Annotated in this window: 21 protein-coding genes and 1 other annotated feature; of the genes, 18 read left to right on the forward strand and 3 right to left on the reverse strand. The window is 44.2% G+C overall.

Annotated elements, in window-relative coordinates; all coding sequences use genetic code 11:
• The first annotated feature begins 246 nt into the window (after positions 1-246).
• The 7 genes from ADU22_RS09200 to ADU22_RS09230 all read left to right on the forward strand — a co-directional run bounded on the left by ADU22_RS09200 (position 247) and on the right by ADU22_RS09230 (position 7,765).
• On the forward strand, positions 247-1,041 hold the full coding sequence (locus ADU22_RS09200) for a DUF2268 domain-containing putative Zn-dependent protease (RefSeq protein ID WP_069187967.1): 795 nt from the start codon (positions 247-249) through the stop codon (positions 1,039-1,041).
• 160 nt (positions 1,042-1,201) lie between these two features.
• A complete protein-coding gene (locus ADU22_RS09205) occupies positions 1,202-2,221 on the forward strand; it encodes an ABC transporter ATP-binding protein (RefSeq protein WP_053361884.1) in 1,020 nt (339 codons plus the stop codon).
• Positions 2,221-3,207 (forward strand): ABC transporter ATP-binding protein, encoded by a 987-nt coding sequence (locus tag ADU22_RS09210; RefSeq protein WP_053361885.1) that lies wholly within the window; start codon positions 2,221-2,223, stop codon positions 3,205-3,207. The genes ADU22_RS09205 and ADU22_RS09210 overlap by 1 nt, the downstream gene beginning before the upstream one ends.
• A gap of 42 nt (positions 3,208-3,249) precedes the next feature.
• Positions 3,250-4,965: an oligopeptide ABC transporter substrate-binding protein gene (opp4A, locus tag ADU22_RS09215; RefSeq protein WP_053361886.1), complete on the forward strand. Its 1,716-nt coding sequence runs from the start codon at positions 3,250-3,252 to the stop codon at positions 4,963-4,965.
• Between the two features lie 32 nt (positions 4,966-4,997).
• Positions 4,998-5,963: an oligopeptide ABC transporter permease gene (gene opp4B / locus ADU22_RS09220; RefSeq protein WP_053361887.1), complete on the forward strand. Its 966-nt coding sequence runs from the start codon at positions 4,998-5,000 to the stop codon at positions 5,961-5,963.
• 12 nt (positions 5,964-5,975) lie between these two features.
• Complete coding sequence (gene opp4C / locus ADU22_RS09225) at positions 5,976-6,884, forward strand: oligopeptide ABC transporter permease (protein WP_053361888.1); 909 nt, start codon at positions 5,976-5,978, stop codon at positions 6,882-6,884.
• 134 nt (positions 6,885-7,018) lie between these two features.
• Entirely contained in the window at positions 7,019-7,765 is a 747-nt protein-coding gene (locus tag ADU22_RS09230; protein WP_053361889.1) for a YjbA family protein, read from the forward strand.
• 55 nt (positions 7,766-7,820) lie between these two features.
• Here the strand turns inward: ADU22_RS09230 and trpS are convergent, their stop codons facing one another.
• Entirely contained in the window at positions 7,821-8,810 is a 990-nt protein-coding gene (trpS, locus tag ADU22_RS09235; RefSeq protein WP_053361890.1) for a tryptophan--tRNA ligase, read from the reverse strand.
• Positions 8,811-8,888: 78 nt separating this feature from the next.
• Positions 8,889-9,109: a binding site (T-box leader), on the reverse strand.
• A gap of 63 nt (positions 9,110-9,172) precedes the next feature.
• Complete coding sequence (locus tag ADU22_RS09240) at positions 9,173-9,523, reverse strand: DUF3899 domain-containing protein (RefSeq protein WP_053361891.1); 351 nt, start codon at positions 9,521-9,523, stop codon at positions 9,173-9,175.
• A gap of 263 nt (positions 9,524-9,786) precedes the next feature.
• Between ADU22_RS09240 and ADU22_RS09245 the strand changes: the two genes are divergently transcribed.
• The 6 genes from ADU22_RS09245 to ADU22_RS09265 are packed head-to-tail and all read left to right on the forward strand — an operon-like array spanning position 9,787 to position 15,601.
• Positions 9,787-11,478, forward strand: coding sequence for a peptide ABC transporter substrate-binding protein (locus ADU22_RS09245; protein WP_053361892.1), 1,692 nt, complete (start codon positions 9,787-9,789; stop codon positions 11,476-11,478).
• Positions 11,479-11,748, forward strand: a complete 270-nt coding sequence (locus tag ADU22_RS24935; protein ID WP_197280150.1) for a hypothetical protein — start codon at positions 11,479-11,481, stop codon at positions 11,746-11,748.
• The gene (gene opp3b / locus ADU22_RS09250) at positions 11,630-12,559 is read left to right on the forward strand and encodes an oligopeptide ABC transporter permease (RefSeq protein ID WP_053361893.1); all 930 of its coding nucleotides are present in this window, start codon (positions 11,630-11,632) and stop codon (positions 12,557-12,559) included. Before ADU22_RS24935 ends, opp3b begins: the two co-directional genes overlap by 119 nt.
• Positions 12,559-13,587 (forward strand): oligopeptide ABC transporter permease, encoded by a 1,029-nt coding sequence (gene opp3C, locus ADU22_RS09255; RefSeq protein ID WP_053361894.1) that lies wholly within the window; start codon positions 12,559-12,561, stop codon positions 13,585-13,587. The genes opp3b and opp3C overlap by 1 nt, the downstream gene beginning before the upstream one ends.
• An 18-nt stretch (positions 13,588-13,605) precedes the next feature.
• Complete coding sequence (locus ADU22_RS09260; protein ID WP_053361895.1) at positions 13,606-14,643, forward strand: ABC transporter ATP-binding protein; 1,038 nt, start codon at positions 13,606-13,608, stop codon at positions 14,641-14,643.
• Positions 14,644-14,659: 16 nt separating this feature from the next.
• Positions 14,660-15,601 (forward strand): ABC transporter ATP-binding protein, encoded by a 942-nt coding sequence (locus tag ADU22_RS09265; RefSeq protein WP_053361896.1) that lies wholly within the window; start codon positions 14,660-14,662, stop codon positions 15,599-15,601.
• Between the two features lie 158 nt (positions 15,602-15,759).
• Here the strand turns inward: ADU22_RS09265 and ADU22_RS09270 are convergent, their stop codons facing one another.
• Complete coding sequence (locus ADU22_RS09270; RefSeq protein ID WP_046524854.1) at positions 15,760-15,945, reverse strand: hypothetical protein; 186 nt, start codon at positions 15,943-15,945, stop codon at positions 15,760-15,762.
• Between the two features lie 185 nt (positions 15,946-16,130).
• Here ADU22_RS09270 and ADU22_RS09275 point away from each other — a divergent pair, with 185 nt between their 5' ends.
• From ADU22_RS09275 to pepF, 5 genes are all read left to right on the forward strand, one after another.
• Positions 16,131-16,703 carry a GNAT family N-acetyltransferase gene (locus ADU22_RS09275; protein WP_053361897.1) on the forward strand — a complete coding sequence of 191 codons (573 nt, stop codon included), beginning with the start codon at positions 16,131-16,133 and terminating at the stop codon, positions 16,701-16,703.
• 421 nt (positions 16,704-17,124) lie between these two features.
• Entirely contained in the window at positions 17,125-17,520 is a 396-nt protein-coding gene (spxA, locus tag ADU22_RS09280) for a transcriptional regulator SpxA (RefSeq protein WP_053361898.1), read from the forward strand.
• Positions 17,521-18,003: 483 nt separating this feature from the next.
• Complete coding sequence (mecA, locus tag ADU22_RS09285) at positions 18,004-18,684, forward strand: adaptor protein MecA (protein WP_053361899.1); 681 nt, start codon at positions 18,004-18,006, stop codon at positions 18,682-18,684.
• Between the two features lie 128 nt (positions 18,685-18,812).
• Positions 18,813-20,009, forward strand: a complete 1,197-nt coding sequence (locus ADU22_RS09290; protein ID WP_053361900.1) for a competence protein CoiA — start codon at positions 18,813-18,815, stop codon at positions 20,007-20,009.
• Between the two features lie 159 nt (positions 20,010-20,168).
• The gene (gene pepF / locus ADU22_RS09295; protein WP_053361901.1) at positions 20,169-21,986 is read left to right on the forward strand and encodes an oligoendopeptidase F; all 1,818 of its coding nucleotides are present in this window, start codon (positions 20,169-20,171) and stop codon (positions 21,984-21,986) included.
• Positions 21,987-22,195 lie beyond the last annotated feature (209 nt).

The following is a 22,195-nucleotide window of genomic DNA, read 5'->3' on the forward strand; positions in this document are numbered from 1 at the left end:
GTGTCAGAACCCAAAAATAGCGGGAGCGCGACAAAAAGGTAACTGAGCGGTGTGTTGTCAGAACCCAAAATTAGCGGGAACGCGATAAAAAGGTCACTGAGAGCAGTTGTCAGAACCCCAAATTAGCGGAAGCCCTACAAAACGGTAACTGAGCTCGGTTGTCAGCCTCTCCTTCGAACCATTGCCGCGCCCATATAGAAACATTCCCACCACCCTTTCATATACTGACTGACAACAGGCAAAGATATGGAGGAAAAACTACATGGGGTAATCAGGACGGATTTGTGGATGGAGGAGGACTTTTCAGACCCGGTAAAGATGTGTACGGAAATCCTGCAGGCAGAGGAGGAAAATCCAGCACCGTTTTATCAGTATTTGCGGAAGTTTGGCATGTATAAGCCTAATGCAAGAAGCATGCAGATGTTCGAGCAATTGAAAAAAAAGGATATATGGGCGAAGGTTGACCGACTGCATCAGCACTATCGGAAAAAGTGGAATGGCCCCGAAATACCGATTTATATTTTTCCGATGGATGCAGCCCAGCGCCGCCTTATGCTGAATGGGAATGGGAAGTCGGGGGTTTCATTTAAAGACAAAATGTTCTTGTTTTTGACGCCGCTTGACGATGAGGGGGAGCTAAAGGCGTTATTCGTGCACGAATATCATCATATCTGCCGCATGCGTGAGCAAAAAAAAGATATAAGGGATTACACCCTGCTAGACTCCATGGTATTGGAAGGTTTGGCGGAACACGCTGTCGCCAAGGAGTGCGGTGAACGATATATTGGAAAATGGTCAGCAAGATATTCCCGCAGGGAACTTGAATTCCTTTGGAAAAAGCACCTTTCAGGGAACCTGTCGATTAAAAAGGGGCAACGTCTGCATGATGAGCTTTTATTTGGAAGTGGGCGCTACCCGGGCCTAATGGGCTATGCTATGGGATATGAAATAATCTCACAATACAAAAGGAACAAAAGTTTTACTGCAAAAGCATCTTTTGAAACCTTGTCAGATGAATTTGCAAAAATACTGAAATTTTGACAAATCAATGCGTTAATGAAAACCCGGAAAAACGGGTTTTTTTTAATTTTAAAGTAGATTTAAAATTTAGAATTGATAAAAAAGTATTGCAATTGTAATAGAAATATAATAATATTTTATTAGAATTTACAGAAAATTTAAAAATGTGGGCAGGTGGCATATGAGTCGTTTAGCACATAAAAATGCACCGTTGCTTGAGGTAAAGAACCTTGAAACAGCCTTTTCCATTGATGGGGAATTTTATAATGCGGTTGACGGGGTTTCCTTCAGCGTCAAGCCAAAGCAAATTGTAGGGATCGTAGGGGAATCAGGATGCGGAAAATCAGTGATGAGCCTATCGATCATGCAGCTCCTTCCCAGGGGAGTCGGTAAAATCCGTTCGGGCAGCATTGTTTTTGAAGACGTCCATTTGGATCGCATGTCAGACAAGGAAATGAACAAAATACGAGGCCGGGAAATCTCAATGATTTTCCAGGAACCGATGACGTCCTTGAATCCAGTATTCACAATCGGCTATCAGCTTGAAGAAGTATTGTTCAATCATATGAAGATATCGAAGAACGAAGCGCGTCTTAAAAGTATAGCGCTTCTGAAAAGTGTTGGAATCTCACGTCCGGAAAAACTGGTTGATGAGTATCCGCACCAGCTTTCCGGCGGGATGAGGCAGCGTGTCATGATTGCAATGGCAATCGCTTGCCAGCCCAAGCTCCTCATTGCAGATGAGCCAACCACAGCTTTGGATGTCACCGTACAGGCACAAATTCTCGATTTGCTGAAGAGCATACAGGAAGTCAATGACATGTCCATTATCTTGATTACCCACGACCTGGGCGTCATTGCCGAGATGTGCGATGAGGTTATCGTCATGTATGCCGGAAAGATTGTTGAGCGTACGGATGTCGATTCGCTTTTCTACAATCCAAAGCATCCATACACCGAACTTTTGATGGGTGCGATTCCAAAAATGGATGAAGAGGCCGAAGTTCTAAGTTCCATTAAGGGGATTGTTCCCTCGTTAAAAAACATGCCGCAGACAGGCTGTAAGTTCGCGGCCCGCTGCCCAAAAGCCCTGCCGGAATGCTCGGCAATCACCCCGCTGCTCGGAGAGGTGGAAAAGGGGCATGATGTCGCGTGCATCTTATATGAAACAAGCCTGCCAAGAGAAGGGGTTAATGCATAATGGGCAACTCAACGCTGACCAACCGGGAAAACCTGCTTGAAGTGAAGAACCTGAAAACCTATTATCCCGTAAAGGGAGGATTCCTCCGCCGCACAGTCGGGAATGTGAAGGCCGTGGATGATATTTCCTTCGACATCAAAGCAGGTGAAACACTTGGCCTTGTGGGAGAGTCGGGCTGTGGAAAGTCAACCACGGGAAGGACCATCATCCGGCTATTGAAAGCAACAAGCGGACAGGTGCTTTTTGAGGGGAAGGACATCACCAAGCTTAGGGGGAAGTCGCTGCAGGCCATCCGCCAGGATATCCAGATGGTCTTCCAGGATCCATACGCTTCCCTGAATCCGATGCAAATGGTTGGAGACATTGTTTCCGAGCCTATTCTCAATTATAAAAGCGTAAACAAAAATGACCTGAAGAATGAAGTAATGGATTTGCTGAACAGGGTAGGCTTGCCTGAGGATGCCTACTATAAATACGCCCACGAATTTTCCGGGGGACAAAGGCAGCGTATCGGAATTGCCAGAGCGCTGGCCCTAAGGCCGAAACTCATCATCGCCGATGAGCCGGTATCGGCACTCGATGTTTCTGTCCAGTCCCAGGTGCTGAACCTTTTAAAAGAACTGCAGGATGAATTTGACCTTACCTTTTTATTCATCGCCCATGATCTTAGTGTGGTTAAGCATATGAGCGACCGGATAGGCGTCATGTATCTCGGCAGCATGGCAGAAATTGCTGAGCGCTCGAGCATCTACAGCGAACCGCTCCATCCCTATACGAAAGCTTTGATTTCAGCTATTCCGATGCCGGATCCCCGACGCAAAAGCCAGCGCATCGTCCTTCAGGGGGATGTGCCAAGCCCATTGAATCCTCCTTCCGGGTGCCCGTTCCATCCGCGCTGCCCTGAAGCCAGGCCGGAGTGCTCGGCTGTGAAGCCGGCTTTAAAGGAGGTGAAGCCAGGGCATCAGGTTGCCTGCCATCTTTATTAGTAAGCCATGCTAAACAAAAATAAATCCTATGGGGGGAAAAACATGAAAAAACCATTACTTTGGCTCAGCATGCTCGTTTTGGTTCTATCTGCATTCCTTGCAGCCTGCAGCGGCGGCGGAAGTTCGGAACCATCCAACACCGAAAAAGAGAAGGACAACGCAGCAGAAGAATCCGGACCGCAGGATGGCGGGACACTGACATATGCCTTGGATACTGAATTCAAAGGCCTTCTAAACTGGAATTTCTACGATATGGACGGCGATGATGATATCATCGAGCTGTTTGACGATCCATTGATCGATTACGATGAGAATTTGCAGGCCCAGCCTAATATTGCAAGCTGGGAAACAGAAGACAATAAGAACTATACATTCACCTTTGAAAAAGGCGTAAAGTGGCACAATGGCGAAGAGCTAACGGTCAATGACTGGGTATTTGCGATTGAGACGATTGCCACTTTGGGCGGCGAGCATCAGCGCTGGTCCAATGTCAATACAATCGAAGGTGTGAAGGATTTCAACGAAGGAAAAGCGGACAGCATCTCCGGGCTTGAAGTGGTGGACGACTATACATTGAAAATCGCATTTGACAAGGCGCGCGTAAACAACCTTGAAAACGTGTGGGCATACCCGCTTTCCCGCAAGGAATTTGAAGGAATCGAACCTAAGGACATGGCTGCTTCCGAGCAGGTTCGTACAAAGCCGGTCGGAACTGGTCCATTTAAAGTAGCAAAGGTGATTCCGGGCGAGTCTGTTGAGCTTGTGCGCAACGAAGAGTATTGGAAAGGCAAGCCGCATCTTGAAAAGATTATCGTCAAAGTAATCGACAGTTCCCTGACTACAGGAGAATTGAAGAACGGTACAGTTGACCTTGCTCCATTCCATCCAACTGTCCTTCCGGAAGTTGAAGCTCTTGAAAATGTCGAAGTTGTTAAGTACCCAGGAGTTTCTTATTACTATGTTGGTTTTAAATTGGGCAAATTCGACGGCAAAAAAGTGGTTATGGATATTGAAAAATATCAAAATACAAAACTTCGCCAAGCGATGCTTTATGCAATCAACCGCGAAGAGTGGGTAGACGCTTTCTTCAGCGGCCTAGGGAAGCCGCTTAACCGCCCTATCCCGACTTCCCACTGGATTGCAGCCGACAATGCCGACATGCCGGTCCAGTATGAGTACGACCCGGAAAAGGCAAAGGCTTTGCTTGATGAAGCAGGCTACAAGGATACTGACGGTGATGGGTTCCGTGAAGATCCAAACGGCAAGGAATTTGTCGTCAACTTCTCTCACTATGCAACCGGCAACCCGACATTTGAAGCACGCGCGAAAGCATTCACCCAATACTGGGAAGAGGTTGGCTTGAAAACGAAGCTTCAAATGACAGATGTCAACCTGTACTATGACCAGCTTGAAAAAGATGATCCATCTCTTGAAGTATTCTACGGCGGCTGGGGAACAGGCACAGATCCGGACCCGCTTCCGCTATGGGGCAATGACACAGTCTGGAATTATCCGCGCTGGGTAAATGACGACGCACAGAAGCTTCTTGAAGATGCTGTTGATATTGAGGTGGTAGGTACGGACACTGACAAGCGTAAAGAGCTTTATGTCGAATGGCAGAAGATCTTTAATGAAGAAGTTCCTGTACTTCCAATTCTGGAGCTGGAAGAAGTTATGGCTGTCAACGAGCGTGTTCAAGGCGTGGTATATGATGTTTCAGGTCAAAACTCAGCTCATGAATGGTGGATCAAGCAGTAACGGTCCACTCGTTCAGATAAGGAGAATGCATCATGCTTAAATACACAATACGCCGCGTCCTGGGTATGATCCCAATGCTTTTCCTTATCTCCATTGTGGTGTTTACCCTGGCAAAGTTAATGCCAGGGGATTCCCTCAGTGGGGAAATTGATCCAACAAATACGGATCCCCAGTATATTGCAGAAATGAGAGAGAAGCTAGGCTATAATGATCCTGTCCATGAACAGTATTTTCGCTGGATTACCAACTTCGTCCAAGGTGATTTCGGCAAATCGACACGCTATAAAATCCCGGCAAGTGAAATTATTGCCGAGAGGCTTCCCAATACCATTTTCCTTGGGATGGTGTCGTTGCTGATTACCTATGTATTCGCCTTCTTCATGGGCTCTTTTGCCGGAAGGAAGCCGTATACGCTTGGCGACAATATCATAAGCACCTTCAATTATATCGGCCTCGCATTGCCGAGTTTCATCGCAGGAGTATTTGCCATCTATATTTTTGCTTTTAACCTTGGCTGGTTTCCATCAAACGGATCGGTCAACATCTCGCTTGAGCCAGGAACCCTGGATTACTGGTTAAGCAGGATCCACCATGTATTGCTGCCTGCCATTGTCCTTGGAGCTTTGAGCACAGCCAGCTACACGCAGTTTTTGAGGAACGATATCATTGAAAATACGCGCAAGGATTATGTGAGGACTGCGAGGGCAAAAGGAACGCCGGAAAGCAAAATCTATAATACCCATATCATGCGGAACTCGATTATCCCTCTTGTCACCTTTTTGGGAATCGATATTGGATTGCTGGTAGGAGGCGCCATCATTACGGAGACAATCTTCACGTATCCTGGTATCGGCCAGCTATTCCTCAACTCTGTTACACAGCGGGATTATCCGGTCCTGATGGCGGTAACCATGCTATTATCCTTCCTGACACTGTTCGGAAACCTGGTTGCCGACCTGCTCTACGGATTTGTTGACCCAAGGATCAGGCTGGATTAAGGGGGACATGCGATGCAAGTGAACACAGTTAAAGAAACCGGTATCACAACCAAATCAGCCAAAGGCAACTCCCCATGGGCGATTGCACGGAGGAAGTTCCTCAAGAACAAGCTGGCGGTGATTAGTTTAGGATTTTTGGCTATTGTCGCAATTGTTTCGTTTTTGGCACCTTATATTACTACCCAGGATATTACAAGGGTCAATATTGGAAAAATGTCCTTGGCGCCATCTTCCGAACATTGGCTTGGTACCGATAAAAGCGGACGGGACGTTTTTACCCGCCTGTTATATGGAGGCAGGATCTCCTTGATTGTTGGTTTAAGCTGTACAGGCCTGGTCATCATTTTGGGTACCATTGTCGGAGCGATCGCCGGTTACTTTGGCGGCATAATAGACAGCATGCTCATGCGGTTCACCGATTTCGTGCTGACTTTCCCGTTTATCGTCTTTGTAATAGTTTTGAATGCGATATTTGGAGGGCAATTGAATGGACTTTGGATTTTAATTCTTGTCATCAGCTTTCTCTCCTGGGGTTCAGTAGCAAGGATCGTCCGAAGCAAAATCCTTGCCGAAAAAGAGAACGAATATATTCTCGCAGCCATTTCCATTGGTGGGTCGCCGTTCAAAGTCATTGTGAAGCATCTTTTACCGAATGTAATGTCCACAATTATTGTGCAGGCAACTATTCTTTTCGCGACGATGATCGTAGTGGAATCGGGGCTAAGCTACCTTGGGTTTGGGGTGCCGGCTGAAATACCAAGCTGGGGCAACATGCTTAGTTCGGCCAATGAACCAGATGTGCTGCAGGGAAAACCATGGATCTGGATTCCTCCTGCGCTAGCGATTACATTTACGATTCTTTCGATCAACTTTATAGGCGAAGGGCTTAAGGATGCATTAAATCCCCGTTCCCGACGTTAAAAAATCTACCGTAAACTGGTAGATTTTTTGTTTTTTCTCATATAGAGCAGGTTTGAGATTCCTTATAAGGAATAATTTTACTTATCTCTGCCCATACTGTTGGCAAATAGTACTTGAAGTGAGGGGTAGTGAGCATGTTGTATCTTCATGATGTATGGGTAAACTGGTTCGAAGGGGAAGAGAACGGATACAATGTCTGCCATTTTCATGAATGGAGGAAAGAAGATGGTGTGGAGCTTTTGGATCAAGTGCCGCTGTTAAAGATTGATTCCCTGCTGTTTAACTACATAGAAAATGATTTGGCTGAATTACCGCAGCAATTGCTCGACGATATCTACCAAAAAGCTTACTTAAGAAAAAATCATGAGCGGACCCAGCTGGACTACTGTTTCGTCGTTTCGGACGGGGTTGGCATACTGGCTGTCGATACGATTGGCTACAATATTCCCATTCGGAAGAGCAGGCTGATTCCCCGGCAGGAACAACTGGTGTTTGAGATGCTGGAGAATCAGGAGACCCGCGCCTATAATTTCAATGACCCGTCTTCACTGAAGGATTATCATATTCTGTCTCCGGCACCTGGGCTGATGAGAGGGCTTACCCGAAAGGAACGTCAGTTGAAACAGCTGTTATTTATGGCGATGGACCAGCTGCATTCCTCCCAGAATACTGCTGAAGTCCGCTATTGGCTTACGGAATGGAGTCCTGAGAAGTATGAACAAATCCAGCAGCTCTCTTTTGAAGATGTTTGGGAGCAATTATATGAAGAAACCAAATACGGATGGTCGCCAAAACACTATTCCTTCTGCGAGAATTTAATAAAGGGACAAGGTTTTTTCGAAAAACTGTGGGAAATGGAGCATGGTCCAAAAGTAAATTAAGAGGGAGCCCTTGGGAGGCTCCCTTTCAATTTGGACATTTGAAGTACGTGTAGAATTATCGTCTTTTACGGCCAAGCCCCATGGCATTTTCCATTTTGGCCAGCATTCTACCTGCTGCCCTGTTTGCCTTTTCGGCACCATGGTCAAGGATGTCATCAAGCTCTGACGATTCCATCAAGTTGTAATACTTCGTCTGGATTGGTTCAATCGACTCGATTACGACTTGGGCTACATCCTGCTTAAAATCCCCGTACCCTTTATTTTCATAATCCTGTTCAATATCCGCAACAGTCCGCCCGGTCAGGATTGAATAGATGGAAAGCAGATTTGATATGCCTGGTTTATTTTCTTTATCATATCTGACAATCCCTTCTGAGTCTGTCACGGCGCTTTTGATTTTCTTTTCGATTTGTTTTGGATCATCCAGCATGGAAATAAAAGCTTTATGGTTAGGGTCCGATTTGCTCATTTTCTTCAGCGGGTCCTGAAGAGACATAATGCGGGCCCCGACCTTAGGAATCCTAACTTCGGGAACGGTAAAAATATCATTGTATTTCCTGTTGAATCTTTCGGCAAGATCCCTTGTAAGTTCGAGATGCTGTTTTTGGTCTTCTCCTACCGGCACAAGATCGGCTTTATAGAGCAGAATATCAGCAGCCATCAATGGAGGGTAAGTAAGCAAGCCTGCTGAAACAGCTTCTTTGCCAGCCGATTTATCCTTAAATTGAGTCATTCTCTCCAACTCACCGATATAAGCCACACATTGTAACATCCATCCCGCCTGGGCATGGGCTGGCACCTCTGATTGGATAAACAGGGTAGCCTTTTCGGGATCTATTCCTGAAGCAAGATAAAGGGCAGCAAGGCTTCGGATATTTTTGCGCAGCACAAGCCGGTCCTGGGGAACCGTGATTGCGTGCTGGTCCACGATGCAGAAGAAGCAATTGTATTCCTCCTGGAGCTCGACAAATTGTTTCATGGCTCCAATATAATTTCCTAGTGTAATCGTTCCGCTGGGCTGTATGCCAGAAAAGATTGTTTTCATTGATGAAACCTCCTTTAAAAATAAGCAAAGTATTATTCTTAACTGTATAACCACAAAAAAGACCATTCATCCCATAATGATAGGGACGAATGGTCCGCGGTGCCACCCTAATTGCTCTCTACGAGCCGCTTTCATGCTGTGCAGCATGGGCCTGTAACGCAGGCATACGTCCGCGGATACTGGCGATTCACCGCAGCGGCTCGAAAGTCCATTCGATCTGCAAGGGTGTTTGTTTCCACCAGCCACAAACTCTCTAAAAACCCTTTTTCAGATGTACTACTCTTTGTCATTGCCGTTATTGGATTCAGTAACAAAATTATAATCATTTTTAATCATGGAATCAAGAGAGGGCAGCCCATTTCTTATAGATAGTATATGGCGAGGGCAATGAGCATCAGCAGCAGGTTGATAAGCCCTAGCATGGCCAGAGGAAAAGAGTTCACACTGATTATTTCCGATAGCGGGATGAGTTCCTCTTTTTCCTTTTTGGTGTAGCTTCCCTTTGGTGCAAAAATTTGCCGGAAAGATTTTGAGATATTATCAAAGAAACCGCTGTTGATGGTATAAATTAGCAGGGAAACCAGCAACATGAGGCTAGCAATATAAAAAGAGTTATTGATATAATTTAAAAGGGTAATGTCCTTATGCAGAGCAAGGGACAAGGCCAAAACAGCGGCCTGGGTTGCGAGAAGATAGGAGACCATCTTTTTCATTTCCTTTTTCCTGCCTTTGTTAATTATTTCGATATAACTTTAACGCGTTAAAGTGACAAATATTACAAAGATATTTTTCTGATAATTCTGTAACGCTAAGTGTGTTATAGTGCATTATTATACCATGTTTCGCGGTTGTTTAAGATTACAATTATTACAAAAGCGAAAATTTTTTTGCTAAAGTGATTGTACTTTTTTTATGGACACGGTATAATAAGCATTGTCATAAGTTTTCAGAAAAATAAATTAAAGGGGGACTCCTAGTGAAGAAGTCTAAATACTCACTTCTTCTAATTCTGACTCTCGTATTTTCGTTGATTCTTACTGCTTGTGGTGGAAACAATGATGCGTCAGAAGGCGAAAACAACGACAACAATGAAAACGCTGCAAGCGATGTGGCACAAGAATTCAGCATGCTTGATTCTTCTGCCATCCCTACAATGGATTCTGTACTTGCTGAAGGTTCCACAAGCTTTACCTATATCGGAAACGTTGGCGAAGGACTTTACCGCCTTAACCAGGAAGGCAAACCAGAGCCTGCAATGGTTGATGGTGAGCCTGAAATTAACGATGACAAGACTGTCTTCACATTCAAGCTTCGTGATGCCAACTGGTCAAACGGCGAGCCTGTAACGGCGCATGACTTTGTCTTTGCCTGGCAGCGCGCGATCGACCCTGAGACAGCTTCACCATACGGCCCTTACATGATGGGCGGCAAGATTCTTAATGCATCTAAAATTACCGAAGCCGGTGCGGCTGGGAAACCTTATGACCTTAAAGAACTTGGTGTTAAAGCAATCGACGACAAGACTTTGGAAGTTACACTTGAAAAGCCTGTAGTATACTGGGAAGACCTTTTTGCTTTCCCAAGTTTCTATCCGCAAAACCAAAAGTTTGTTGAAGAAAAGGGCGATGCTTTCGCAAGCAACGCTGAAAGCCTTCTTTACAACGGTCCATTCAAGATGACTCAGTGGGAAGGAACAGATGCTGAAGAGTGGGTTCTGGAAAAGAACGAAAACTACTGGGATGCTGACAATGTCAAAATTGAAAAAATCACTGTAAACGTGGTTAAAGATTCCGGTTCGGCTGTTAATGCTTTTGAAGCAGGCGAAACTGATATGACTGGCCTTCTGTCTTCCGACCTTGTACCACAGTACGAAGGTGACGACAGAATGATGAGCTGGCTTGATGCCGCAGTATTCTACCTGAAGCTGAACCAGAAAAACGAAGCTTTGGCTAATACAAATATCCGTAAGGCAATCGCAATGGCTTTCAATAAGGAAGACCTTGCTACCGGAATCCTGAACAACGGTTCTGTTCCTGCGAACTACCTTGTTCCTAAAGAGTTCGTTAACCTGGATGGCGTTGATTTCCGTGAAGGAAACGGAGACATGCTTGAGTATAATGTAGAAGAAGCCAAAAAGCATTGGGAAGCTGGCTTGAAAGAGCTTGGCAAGACTGAGCTTACAATCCGCTACCTTGGCGGCGATACTGAAGCTTCCAAGAAGATTGATTCCTACATGAAGAACCAGTTGGAAACAAACCTTGAAGGTTTGACAGTCGAGCTTGAAAGTGTACCTTTTGCTGTGCGGCTTGAGCGCGACAACTCCATGGACTATGATATCCAGATGGCTGGATGGGGACCAGACTATGGTAATGCAATCTCCTTCATCGACCTTTGGGTAACAAATGGCGGAAGCAACAGAATGGGTTACAGCAACCCTAAATACGATGAGTTGGTGAAGAAAGCTCAAGGCGAGCTTGCAACCAAACCGAAAGAAAACTTCGAAGCCATGCAGGAAGCAGAAAGAATTTTGCTTGAAGAAGATGCAGGTATCGCGCCAGTTTACCAGCGCGGAGCCAACATCCTGATCAATCCAAACCTTAAAGGGCTTGTCCAATACCAATACGGTCCGGACTACTCTTTCAAGTGGATGTCTGTAGAAGGCGAATAATTGTTTCTTGAATCAGATAGTAAATATTCTGAGGGTAGAAAGAGAGTATATTTAACAGATATACTCTCTTTTTCCCTTGCAAGGAATTTGTCGAATTATAAGGAATACTTGGAGTTGAAAGAATTATTGGATTATACAGGAGGTGCACATAATGGGGAAATACTTGCTCCAAAGGGTATTTTATATGATATTGACGCTCTTCCTTATTGCGTCGCTAACCTTTTTTCTAATGAAGGTAATACCCGGCACTCCATTTGCGAGCCAGAATAAATTATCGCCGGCACAAATGGAAATTATGAAGGCTAAGTATGGGCTTGACCAGCCAGTACCCGTTCAATATGCCAAATATATGGGGAATCTTTTGAAAGGTGATTTTGGCACATCCTTTCAATTTAGCAACAGATCAGTAGGCGACTTGATGTTTCAGCGTCTGGGTCCATCAGCGCAACTAGGGTTCCAGGCTATGATATTGGGGTCAGTGCTGGGGATATTTTTGGGAGTAATAGCGGCATTACGGCAGAATTCATGGATTGATTATGGTTCAACTTTTATAGCAGTTGTCGGGAAATCAATACCAAGCTTCGTATTTGCTGGTTTGCTTCAATACTATATTGGGGTAAAATTGGGCTGGCTGCCGGTACTTTTCTGGAAAGGGTTTGAATATACCATTATGCCAACGATTGCTCTGGCATTGTTCCCACTGGCAATCGCTGCCCGTTTTATGAGGACAGAAATGATCGATGTTTTGAATTCCGATTATATTACCCTGGCAAAAGCTAAGGGAGCAAGCTTTTTTGATATTGCTTTTAAGCATGCCTTAAGGAACGCCCTTATACCGGTTGTCACCGTATTGGGACCTGTGTTTGTTTCCTTAATGACTGGCTCTCTTGTAATTGAGAAAATTTTTGCAATCCCTGGCCTTGGAGAGCAGTTTGTTACATCTATTACCCTCAATGATTACCCGGTAATCATGGGAACAACGATTTTATATTCAGCTATGTTCGTTCTTATTATTTTGATAGTGGATATCTTGTATGGTGTGATTGATCCGCGTATCAGGCTTTCAGGAGGTAAAAAATAATGGGTCAACATGAAAAGAACATACCGAAAGAACGATTCAGCCCGGCCGTTATTGATTCCTCCAAAAGTGAAGAAATAAATAAACCGAGCCTTAGCTTTTGGCAGGATGCCTGGCTGCGGGTCAGAAAAAATAAAGCGGCTATTGCCAGTTTGATTATTGTTGGCCTGATTATTCTAATGGCTTTTATTGGTCCTTTGATCAGCGGAAAAGACCATCAGACTCAAAAAGTAGCCCATAACAATCTACCGCCTAGAGTCCAGGGGCTTGAAAACATTAGCTGGCTGCCATTTGATGGGGTTAAAGTAAATAAAGCCGGAAAAGAAATAAATGTGTATGAACAGCGAAATGTGGATGAGTATTACTGGTTTGGAACAGATGCCCTTGGAAGAGACCTGTTTACCCGTGTTTGGAAAGGTACCCAGATTTCCCTGTATATTGCCTTTTTGGCGGCATTCATTGATATGGTCATCGGAGTCGCTTATGGTGCCATTTCAGGCTACTTTGGCGGCCGTATTGACAATATCATGCAGCGGATAACAGAAGTCTTAATTGGTATCCCATTCCTTGTTGTTGTAATCTTGATGATTTTGCTTTTAAAACCTGGCATTATATCATTGACCATTGCTTTGACCATAACAGGCTGGGTGGGCATGTCGCGTGTTGTCAGGGCACAGGTGCTGAAATTAAAAGAGCAGGAATATGTGCTGGCATCAAGGACATTAGGAAACTCACATTTAAAAATTATGATTAAGCATTTGCTTCCCAACCTTGTGGGAGTCATCATCATTAACACGATGTTTACCATTCCAAATGCGATCTTTTCAGAAGCATTCCTAAGCTTTATTGGTCTTGGTCTGCAGGATCCGCTTGCTTCGTTGGGAACATTGATTGATGAAGGATTCAAAGTATTGAGGCTCCATCCTTACCAAATGATCATTCCGGCTATTGTAATCAGTACCATCATGGTAACTTTCAATATGCTGGCTGACGGGTTGAGGGATGCGCTAGATCCAAAAATGCGTGATTAATAAGGCAGGTGGCATAGGATGAAAAATATTTTAGAAGTAAAGGATTTACACATATCTTTCCATACATTTGCAGGAGAGGTACAAGCAATCAGAGGAGTCAACTTTGAAGTGAAAAAAGGGGAAACCCTTGCGATTGTCGGGGAATCAGGATCTGGAAAGTCGGTTACAACAAAGGCAATCATGCGGCTGCTGCCTCCAGGGAACTCGGAGATAAAACAGGGGCAGATCCTTTTTGACGGTAAAGATTTGGCAAAACTGAATGACCGGCAAATGCAAAAGGTCCGTGGAAAAGACATTTCCATGATATTCCAGGATCCGATGACATCTTTGAATCCAACAATGACGGTTGGAAAGCAAATCATGGAACCGCTGATTAAGCACCAGAATATGAGTCAATCAGCTGCCAAGGAACGGGTTATCCAGCTGTTAAAGCTTGTGGGCATTCCGAATCCTGACCAAAGATTCAAACAGTACCCTCATCAATTTTCCGGAGGGATGCGACAGCGTGTGGTGATTGCGATTGCCCTGGCCTGCAATCCGAAGGTATTAATTGCTGATGAGCCAACTACAGCTCTTGATGTTACCATCCAGGCTCAAATATTGGAGCTAATGAAGGATCTGCAAAAGAAAATTGACACATCCATCATTTTCATTACCCATGATCTTGGGGTTGTTGCAAATGTGGCCGACCGGGTTGCTGTTATGTATGGCGGCAAAATTGTAGAAATAGGAACAGTGGATGAGATTTTCTACAATCCACAGCATCCATATACATGGGGGCTAATTAGTTCCATGCCTAGTCTTGACGCTAAGGAAGAAGAGCTATATGCAATTCCTGGTACTCCTCCCAACTTGCTTAACCCGCCAAAAGGAGATGCCTTTGCGCCGAGAAACGAATATGCCATGCAGATTGACTTAGAGGAGCAGCCTCCAATGTTCAAAGTGTCTGATACACATTATGCGGCAACTTGGCTGCTTCATCCGGATGCTCCAAAAGTAGAACCGCCTGCAGCAGTGCTAAAAAGAATGAAACAATTCAATGGGGCGAAAAAATAAACGGGGGGGCCGGCAAATGGAAACGAGAGAAAAACTGCTTGAAATTAAAAATTTAAAGCAATATTTCAATGCTGGAAAACCTAATGAGGTAAAAGCGATTGATGGTGTATCCTTTGATATTTACAAGGGGGAAACGCTTGGACTTGTAGGGGAATCCGGATGTGGAAAGTCGACTACTGGAAGAACGATTATCCGGCTTTATGATGCGACAGATGGAGAAGTCACCTTCAAGGGTGAAAATGTCCATGGCAAGAAATCAAAAAAAGAATTGATGAAATTCAACCGCAGCATGCAAATGATCTTCCAGGATCCCTATGCATCATTGAATCCGAAAATGATGGTGTCCGATGTGATTGCGGAGGGGATTGATATCCATGGTCTGGCGAAAAATAAAAAAGACCGCATGGAGAGGGTGTATAAGCTTCTAGAAACGGTTGGCTTAAACAGAGAGCATGCCAATCGCTATCCACATGAGTTTTCCGGAGGCCAAAGGCAGAGGATAGGCATCGCCCGCGCACTTGCTGTCCAGCCGGAATTCATCATTGCCGATGAACCTATTTCGGCATTGGATGTATCCATCCAGGCACAAGTGGTCAACTTGCTAAAAAAGCTTCAGCGAGAAAAAGGCCTGACATATCTATTCATTGCCCACGACCTCTCAATGGTCAAGTACATCAGTGACCGGATTGGCGTCATGTACTTCGGGAAACTGGTAGAGCTTGCTCCGGCTGATGAATTGTACGCCAACCCGATGCACCCATATACAAAGTCACTTTTATCTGCCATTCCACTTCCGGATCCTGATTTTGAACGGACCAGAAAGCGCCAATCCTATGATCCGGCAAGCCATAAATATGCAGCCGATGAGGATGTGAGAATGCGCGAAGTAACCCCTGGACATTTTGTCTACTGTTCAGAAAAAGAATACCAGCAGCTTAAAGCTGCCAGCAAGAGCTAAAAAACGATCTCCTGTACGAGATCGTTTTTTTTGTTTATTTTGCCTGTGATAACTCTCCTGAAAAGGACTGGCGTTGCCAGGACAAAAAAGCCTGAAATGAAAAAAACATTTCAGGCCATGTTTAAGATGCAATATAAAGGGTATGATAAATGCCGGAGTTACTTTTTTTCCCCTCCGACGGTTTTCCAGCCAGTCTGGATACTAGTGGATTTATCAACGAACCTATTTTTCTCTTTTCCGCCGAAAAGGCTAATCCCAATCCTGTTCGTTACAACACCATTCAGAGCTGTAATTCCAATCACCAGTATTGCAATAATTGATAAATCGAGTATGTACGCACCCATGATAAACCTCCATCTCTCTGTCCATATTGGCCGAAGGCAATTAGGACAAAAATAAGTTGCCGACCTCTGTTCTCCTTTATTGTAAAAGAAATGGAGCAGTTTTAAAAGCGGCAATTCGCAGTTCCTGTAAAATTGCGCAGATAGCTGGATGTTTATCGGGATCATTATAAAAAGGAGGCTTGTTCATGCATTGGTATGAAAAGTTGAATCAATATTTTCCCATTGAGGAAATGAAGTCAAAGGAACATATAGAGACGCTTCTTCAGGAGCGGAAAGACATTTATCACAAAGACGAAGGCCCTAACCATGTGCTTATGTATGTTGAACTTGAAAATTTTGTTTTCATCGATTATCTGTTTGTATCAAAGAATGCAAGGGGCCAGGGCCTAGGCCATAAACTTTTGGACAAATTGAAGAAAAAAGGAAAACCGATTATCCTTGAGGTAGAGCCAGTTGATTATGAAGATACGGATACGGAAAAGCGGTTGAAATTTTATAAACGCGAAGGCTTTGAGCATGCAAAATCGATTGGATATTCCCGGCGCTCCCTGGCAACAAATAAATTAAATGCAATGGAAATACTTTTTTGGTCCCCAGCCCAGGAATCCGAAGACCTTGTTTTCGATGCAATGAAAAAAACATATACAATGATTCATACGTATAAGGACGAGAAATTTTATGGAGCGTCTTACCAGCCTGTGGAAGAGGTTTTAACATTAAGAGAAGATGAGCAAAAAGATATGCTAGAAAATATTTAAAATTAGTGCAATCGTCCGTTTGACGATTGCCTTTTTCATTTTATGATTCTAAATGAGAAAGTGAAAAATAATGCCTTCACGAGGTTTCGGATGGTTAAAGGGAGGGTAAAAATAATGGAAGGCGTATAAATGCGGTTCATCACCGGATAATGATAGGAAGCTTTCACTGTACGATTCGGATTTCCCTTAAAAGTTCTATATTTATTGAAACTTCTCACGAGTTCATACGTCATATTAATGAGAGCGAAAATGTACATAAACTTTTGCTTAAATCCTGAAAAGGGATACCCATTGTCCGTTGATTATTGTATAATTAACTAAAGACATTACAAAATTAAAGTTATTTTAATTTAAGAATTGAGCATGATTGCTGATTGAACAAACCAGATAAATGTCTATTTTAAAGGGAGTGTGAATACAGATGGTTACTTTATACACTTCACCAAGTTGTACTTCTTGCAGAAAAGCTAAATCATGGCTGGAAGAGCATGATATACCCTATCAGGAGCGGAATATTTTTTCCGAGCCGCTGTCAATCGACGAGATTAAGGAAATCCTTCGGATGACGGAAGATGGAACGGATGAAATTATTTCAACCCGCTCTAAAACGTTCCAGAAGCTGAATGTCAATCTTGAATCAATGCCTCTTCAGGATCTTTATGAGGTTATCAAGGAAAATCCCGGCTTGTTAAGGCGTCCAATCATTATTGATGAAAAGCGGCTTCAGGTGGGATATAATGAAGATGAAATCCGCAGATTCCTGCCGCGTAAAGTCCGAACCTATCAATTGAGGGAAGCCCAACGGCTGGTCAATTAATAACATACCATACAAAGCCTCCTTTTTCCTGGAAAAGGAAGGCTTTTTTATTGATAACTGTGCCGAAAACTGCTATTATGAAAGGAATAACTTTTGATGAAAGTGGCTATAAAGACAGGTAAGCTCATAGCTGCTTTTTTAAATGGATTGTCCTTGAACTGCCGAATAGCAGGGGGACAGCCACTTATGGATGAACGAGGCGCCTCCGCCAATCTGGCTCACCTGCAGCAGCGATATTAAGGGCTTGCTACACAAACTGTATCCATTGGGTGTTAGCGGGTTTTTAAAATGGGTGTATATTTCATTTCCCAAATCCCTTGTTTTATCATAAAATAATGGTACAAGGTCGTCATTTTTATTGTTGCACTGGTTACCACCCAGACGGATTTATCAATGCCGTTTAGGGTAATAGTTAAATAAAGAGCCAGCCATACGGGGGTATTAAGTCCCTTCAACTCTTTGCCTGGAAGGGAGAGATTATGAATGGAAATCGAACGGATTAACGAAAATACTGTAAAGTTTTATATTTCGTATATAGATATAGAAGAAAGAGGCTTTGACCGGGAAGAAATCTGGTACAATCGCGAACGCAGCGAGGAACTTTTTTGGGAGATGATGGATGAAGTCCATCATGAAGCGGAGTTTACCGTAGAGGGACCGCTCTGGATCCAGGTACAGGCACTTGAAAAAGGGCTTGAGATCCTTGTTACCAAAACACAGCTATCAAAGGACGGAGCCAAATTCGACCTTCCTGTTTCTGATGAAAAGCTTAAGGATCTTCCTGTGGATGAACGGATTGAAGAAATGCTTGATCAGCATTTTAATCCAAAGCACCAGAACGAAGACGATCAGGATGACCCTCTTTTTGAAGATGATTTGGAATTTCTCCTGGTTTTCAAGGATTTTGAGGACCTGATTGCACTTTCCCACAGACCTGGTCTCGATTCCATTACAACAAGCTTGTACAGCTTTGAAGGCAAATATTATTTATACGTTGAATTTGCCGAAGACGATTTTAGTGATGAGGAAGTAATCGATAACCTCTTAAGCATTCTGCTTGAATTTGGAATGGAATCAGGCATGACGATTCACCGCCTTAAGGAATACGGCAATACCATTATTGAGAATGATGTATTTCCGACCTTGCGCAAACATTTTTCATAATAGATAAGGCCTTCCCGAACAGTTGGGGGGCCTTTTTATATTTAGGGACCAAAGAGAATAGAATTTTTTTGTAATAGAGGATTCCTCTTTTACGTGTAGAATCTTAAATGGAGAAAGGGGGCTGTTTTATGCTAGTTGCCTGTAGAGAAAACGGCGAGAAAATCTCGCTGGGAGAACAGTGGAAGAGAAATGAACTCGACATGTGTCGGCAAAAGGAAGGTTTCTCTTGCCCACAGTGTGGAAAGAAGGTGATTTTAAGGCTTGGCAATAAACGGATATGGCATTTCGCACATCAGAAAAATTCCGGCTGTGAATCAGAGCACGAGCGGGAGTCCGAGTACCATATGTCGGGAAAGCTTCAGCTGTATGAATGGCTAAAGGAGCAGAGCGTGACGGCGGAACTTGAGAGATATATACCAGAATGTAAACAGAGAGCTGATATTGCTTTTGACTGGAATAACAAGAAGTATGCAGTCGAATTCCAATGCTCGCCAATTACCGTGGAATTATTGGCTGGGAGGACGGAAGGCTATATAAATCATGGCTTTACCCCGATTTGGCTTCCCGGCGGCAACCAGATCAAGCGCACATCAGCCAATTGTTTGGCTATGAGTGAGTTCCAATTTTTATTTTTGAGGAGACAGGGAAGGCGCTGGATGCTTCCTGCCTATTGTGCCGATACGCGCCAATTTATCCTGCTGCAGCATATTCTTCCCATTTCTTCCGCAAAGGCTCTTGCCTCGTTTCATCCCATTTCCCGGTCTGAACTTCCATTGCCAAGACTCCTGGAATTCCCACCTGTAGCCAATCATCCCTTTAAATGCTGGGTTCGTGAATTAAACAGACAGAAATCCAATCTTCTTCACTACCCTGGCAGAGTTCAAAAGAATTTCTTGAAGGAATTATATTATAAACGTCTGAATCTCCTTATGCTGCCTCCACAATTAGGGTTGCCGGTTCCCTCTTCACCTTTTATCCAGACGCCTCCGTTATTATGGCAGACCTTTATTTATCTTGATCACTTCCATGATACTCCCAAGGGGAAAGTGATTTCTACTGTCGATATTCTTCAGTCCTTTCTTCACAGGGTGAGGAGGAGACAAATCAAGATACGCAGACTTCCCTTGGCGGAAAGTGGAGATTTTCGCTACGCGATCAGGGAGTATCTTGAGCTCCTCGTTTCCGTGTCTATACTGGAAAACGTAACCCCCCAATATTACAGGCTCGCAACCCCCTTTGGAATCCCTCATACAATGGAAGGACAATTGCAGGCTGAGTCCGCCTTTTGGAACAAACACGGAAACCACATCATGGCCCACAGTTAAAATTTATCGAAGGAATATAATGAAACAGGCGGAAGCCGCGTAAAATAAAGTGGAGGGTCAATCTGCCTTTTAATAAATTCGCGAGTATTCAGACTTTAAGCGGATCCAAAAAAATGGTAGAATTTTCGTATGCCGAATTTTGTGAACGGAGGATGACGTATGCCGAATGAAACTAAGGTTAAAAAGCTCCCAGCAAGAAGTGAATTGCCAGTAGAGGATACGTGGAGGCTCGAGGATATATTCACGAATGACGAAGAGTGGGAAAAGGAATTCCAGGAGGTCAAAAAGCTGTTGCCAGCTGTCCAGGATTACCAGGGCAAGCTCGGAGAAAGCGCAGACGAGCTGTTCAGCGCCCTACAATATCAGGATCAATTATTGATGCGTCTTGGCAAGCTTTATACATATGCCCACATGAGATATGACCAGGACACAGCAAATTCCTTCTATCAGGGGTTGGACGACCGGATTAAGAACCTTTATTCCCAGGCAGGAAGCGCCTTGGCTTTCATTGTGCCGGAAATCCTTTCCATAGATGAAAGCCGGCTGAAGGCATTTCTCCAAGAGAAAGAGGATCTGAAGCTCTACGAACATGCACTTGAAGAAATCAATCTTCAGCGGCCGCATATTCTTTCCGCCGAGCAGGAGGCACTCCTGGCTGAAGCATCTGAAGTCATGAATTCTTCATCCAATACTTTTGGCATGCTGAATAATGCCGATTTGGAGTTCCCCACTATAAAGGATGAAAGTGGGGAAGAGGTGGAGATTACACATGGCCGGTATATCCGCTTTCTTGAGAGCGAGGACCGGCGTGTCCGTGAAGACGCGTTCAAAGGTGTTTATCAGACATACGGCAAGTTCAGAAACACCTTTGCCAGCACACTGAGCGGAAATATCAAAAAGGACAATTTTAATGCACGGATCCGCCAATACAGCTCTGCAAGGCATGCCGCCCTTGCAGCCAACAATATTCCGGAAAGTGTTTATGAAAATCTTGTCAACACCGTCAATAATAACCTCCATCTGCTGCACAGATATGTAAAGCTGCGCCGAAAAGTACTGGGTGTTGATAAACTGCACATGTATGATTTATACACGCCGCTCGTAAAAAATATAAAGATGGATGTTTCGTATGCCGAGGCAAAGGAACTAATTCTAAAAGGGCTGGCACCAATGGGGGAAGAGTATGTCGGACTCCTGAAGGAGGGGTTCGAAAACCGCTGGATCGATGTGCATGAGAACAAAGGAAAGCGCAGCGGGGCGTATTCATCCGGTGCCTATGGGACGAATCCCTATATACTGATGAACTGGCAGGACAATGTCAATAATCTGTTTACGCTGGCACATGAGCTCGGTCATTCCCTGCACAGCTATTACACCAGGAAGTCACAGCCTTATGCCTACGCCAGCTATTCCATTTTTGTGGCAGAAGTAGCGTCGACTTGCAATGAAGCTTTATTGAACGACTACCTGTTAAAGTCAATCGATGATGAGCAAAAGAGGCTTTACCTGCTGAATCATTATCTTGAAGGATTTAGGGGAACGGTTTTCAGGCAGACAATGTTCGCTGAGTTTGAACATCTCATCCACAAAAAAGCACAGGATAACGAAGCTCTGACGGCTGATTCTTTGACAAAGGATTATTACGAACTGAACCAGAAGTATTTTGGCCAGGAAGATATCGAGATAGATGAGGAAATCGGCCTTGAGTGGTCCCGAATCCCCCACTTCTACTATAATTACTATGTTTATCAATATGCCACAGGCTTTAGTGCCGCAACAGCATTGAGCAAGCATATTCTTGAAGAAGGAGAGCCGGCAGTAAAACGCTATGTTGACTACCTGAAGGCGGGAAGCTCTGACTATCCGATTGAAGTCCTGAAAAAAGCGGGAGTGGATATGACGAGCCCTAAACCTATTGAGGATGCATGCAAGGTGTTTGAAGAGAAGCTGAATGAGATGGAATCACTCCTGTCATGATTAAACCGGGAAGAAGCTGAGGCTCCTTCCCGGCTTTTATTTGTTGCTTCGAAAGCTGTCAGTGCCGGAAAAATGAAGGGGACCGTGATGGTGGCTGTCAGTGCCCAAAAAGTGGAGCAGCACGTGAAAAGGTCACTGATGATGGTTGTCAGTGCCGGATAAGAGAAGGAGCCCGTGAAAAAGGTCACTGATGGTCGCTGTCAGTGCCC

It is taken from the genome of Bacillus sp. FJAT-27251 (assembly GCF_001273925.1).
Taxonomy (GTDB): domain Bacteria; phylum Bacillota; class Bacilli; order Bacillales; family Cytobacillaceae; genus Mesobacillus_B.